The organism is Caldicoprobacter sp., from assembly GCF_047459465.1.
Lineage (GTDB): Bacteria > Bacillota > Clostridia > Caldicoprobacterales > Caldicoprobacteraceae > Caldicoprobacter.
Genome location: NZ_VSCO01000189.1, coordinates 1 through 2,966, shown reverse-complemented (window position 1 = coordinate 2,966; position 2,966 = coordinate 1). Strand labels below are relative to the sequence as shown.

The window sequence follows — 2,966 nt, the reverse complement described above, 5'->3', positions numbered from 1 at the left end:
CACCGCCTTTTTCTTGAATGACGCGGAGGTCAGGAAGGCTATCCTTAGACGAGTCCATCCTGACCCCCGCATCCAGGAGAATATTCTTACCATCTATACGCAATAGATAGCAGCTGGCTCCGACTTCGGCAGCTCCACCGCAAAAGGTCAACTCCATCTATCCACATCCTTCCGTAAATGAATATAGTTCATCATCGAAACCTGTGAAGTCTCTATTACTTTTCATACTCGAGAAAAAATTCATCTCTTCAGAAAGTATTTTTAAAACGCTCTCACGTAACTCGTTAGAATCGTCAAACCCAAAAAATCCATCCTTAATTTAATAAAATCCCTTTCTTTACGTGAATTATAACATAACCAAAAATAAAAGACAAACCTCGATCCTCTTAAATTGTTGAAGTCCTGCTATATTTGACTACAATTGCAAATACAGCAAATAACAGGTATAATATATTTAACTTTGAAAAAAGGGGGGCATATCCATGCTCAGGATAAGCAATCTGTCCAAGAGCTACAACCGGGGAGCAGTCAAAGCTGTTGATGGATTGAACCTTCATGTAAAGCCAGGAGAAATATTCGGCTTTTTAGGGCCCAACGGCGCTGGAAAGACCACCACCATCAAGATGATAGTTGGGCTTTTAAATCCCGATGAAGGAAGCATCATCGTCAACGGATACGATAACCAGAAAAATCCCATAGAGGCAAAAAAGAGCATTGGATATGTGCCCGATAATCCGGTGGTGTACGATAACTTGACGGGTATGGAATACCTCAATTTCATGGCAGATATATACCAGGTACCGGTTGCCCTGAGAAAAGAGAGGATCAACTATTTCCTGGAGATGTTTAACCTCACCGATGCCGCGGGGGACCTCATCAAGAGCTACTCCCACGGCATGAAGCAGAAGATAGCTCTAGCAGGAGCTCTTCTTCACAATCCCGCCCTGTGGATCATGGATGAGCCCATGGTAGGGTTAGACCCCAAGTCTTCGCACCTGCTCAAAGAGCTCATGCGGCAGCACTGCCAAAAAGGCAATACGGTATTTTTCTCTACCCATATTCTAGAAGTTGCCGAACGCCTGTGCGACAGGATAGGCATAATCCATAGGGGCAAATTGATAGCGGTGGGTACCCTCGATGAGCTGCGCCGCGGAGAGCAATCCGAAACCCTGGAAAACATATTTCTGGAGTTGACGGAACAATGAAGCAGTTTATCAGCCTACTGATTACCAGCCTGAATGTGAATTTTGGAATCTCAGCCCTTCGCTATAGGTTCACAAAGGAGAAAAAGCGCATTTGGGAACCCATCTTAATAGGTTTGTCCATCATACTGGGCGGTGGCTCCATAATAGCCCTTTATACCGTATTTTTACAGGGCGTATATAAAGGTGGTCAGATGCTCAACAGCCCCGAGCTGGTATTGCTCATCGCTATACTTGCATGTCAGTTCATGGTATTCATATTCGGCATATTTTACGTGATATCAGCATTTTACTTTTCAAACGATATCGACCTCCTGGTTCCCTTACCGTTAAAACCATACCATATACTGGTCAGTAAATTCATAATAATCACGGTAAACGAATACCTGGTGGCTTGGCCTGTGCTGCTTCCTGCCATCATCATTTACGGTACAGGGATGCGACCAGGGTTGATGTATTGGCTTAAAAGTCTATTGGTATTGCTACTTACGCCAGTAATACCCCTGGTGCTAGTATCAATATTCGTCCTCATCCTGATGCGGGTTGTCAGCATACGCAAAAACAGAGATGTGATGGTAGTGCTGGGCAGCCTGCTGGGTTTGTTACTGGGCCTAACAATAAACTATTTTGCACAAAAGCTGCCCGAAGGCAACTCCCAACAATTCATACAGGACATGATAGTGGCTCGCGCTGATGTCATAAAATTAATCGGGCAAAGGGTCCCTCCTAGCACATGGGCCACTTACGGACTAGCAATGCAAACTTTAGAAGGTTGGATGTATTTTATCCTTTATTTACTGATCTCTTTAACGCTGTTTGGCTTGTTGATGTGGTTGGGCAATCTGTTCTTCTATAAAGGGCTACTGGCCGGTCAAGAAGTAAATCGCGGTAGAAAAAAGCTTTCAGCTCAAAGCATAAATGCACAGTTGGAAAAAGCCTCATCCCCGGTAATAGCGCTGTTCTTAAAGGAATGGAAGCTGTTTTTGAGAACCCCGGTCTATGCCATGAACGGGCTGGCAGGCATGATAATGGTGCCTTTCCTAATTTTGATGCCTTTTATAGCACGGGCAGAAGAGATGAAAGCATTGCTCACGCAAATAAGGCAGCCCCAATTCGCCATGCAGGTCACCTTAGGCAGCGCCGGGCTGGTTTTGTTTGCATCCAGCATCAATATCGTAGCCTGCACTTCCATCTCAAGGGAAGGCAAAACCTTCTGGATATCCAAGATGATTCCTGTACCGGCAAGGCAACAGGTGACTGCCAAGCTGCTTCACAGCATGGCCATATCGGGAATAGGAGTAGTGGTCACCACCGCGGTCATTGGAATAGCACTGAAACTGTCTATTATAAGGATGTTTACAATATTTATCCTCTGTCTGCTGGGAAATGTGCTCCTTAACGCCCTCAATCTGCTCATTGACCTCTTGCATCCCCGGCTTGAGTGGGATAACCCGCAGGAAGCAGTAAAACAAAATTTAAACGGCCTGTTTAGCATACTATTCACATTGGCCGTACTTGCGCTATCCGCCATTTTAACAGCTTTACTCGTTCAACTGAGGGCTTCAGAGTGGATTATACATGCTGCATTGGGGCTTACGATGGGCTTTCTGGCCATTCCTACCTTGGCAATTCTGTACACTCTGGCAGAAAGCCAGTATAGGAGATTAGAAGCATAAAAAGCTTAATCACCAGTCAAACAATGGCCTTTATTGCGGAGATAGCGGTGTATCTCCAGCAGAAATTCATCGGCAAAAAGCTCGATTT

At 45.0% G+C, this 2,966-nt stretch carries 2 protein-coding genes; both read left to right on the top strand.

What is annotated here, in order from left to right:
- The first annotated feature begins 482 nt into the window (after positions 1 to 482).
- Positions 483 to 1,205, top strand: a complete 723-nt coding sequence (locus FWJ59_RS09120) for an ABC transporter ATP-binding protein (protein WP_414481625.1) — start codon at positions 483 to 485, stop codon at positions 1,203 to 1,205.
- Complete coding sequence (locus FWJ59_RS09115) at positions 1,202 to 2,878, top strand: putative ABC transporter permease subunit (protein ID WP_414481624.1); 1,677 nt, start codon at positions 1,202 to 1,204, stop codon at positions 2,876 to 2,878. Before FWJ59_RS09120 ends, FWJ59_RS09115 begins: the two co-directional genes overlap by 4 nt.
- Positions 2,879 to 2,966: the final 88 nt, after the last annotated feature.

Coding starts and splice junctions, on each gene's coding strand:
- FWJ59_RS09120 (WP_414481625.1), top strand. CDS start 483: ATGCTCAGGATAAGCAATCTGTCCAAGAGCTACAACCGGGGAGCAGTC.
- FWJ59_RS09115 (WP_414481624.1), top strand. CDS start 1,202: ATGAAGCAGTTTATCAGCCTACTGATTACCAGCCTGAATGTGAATTTT.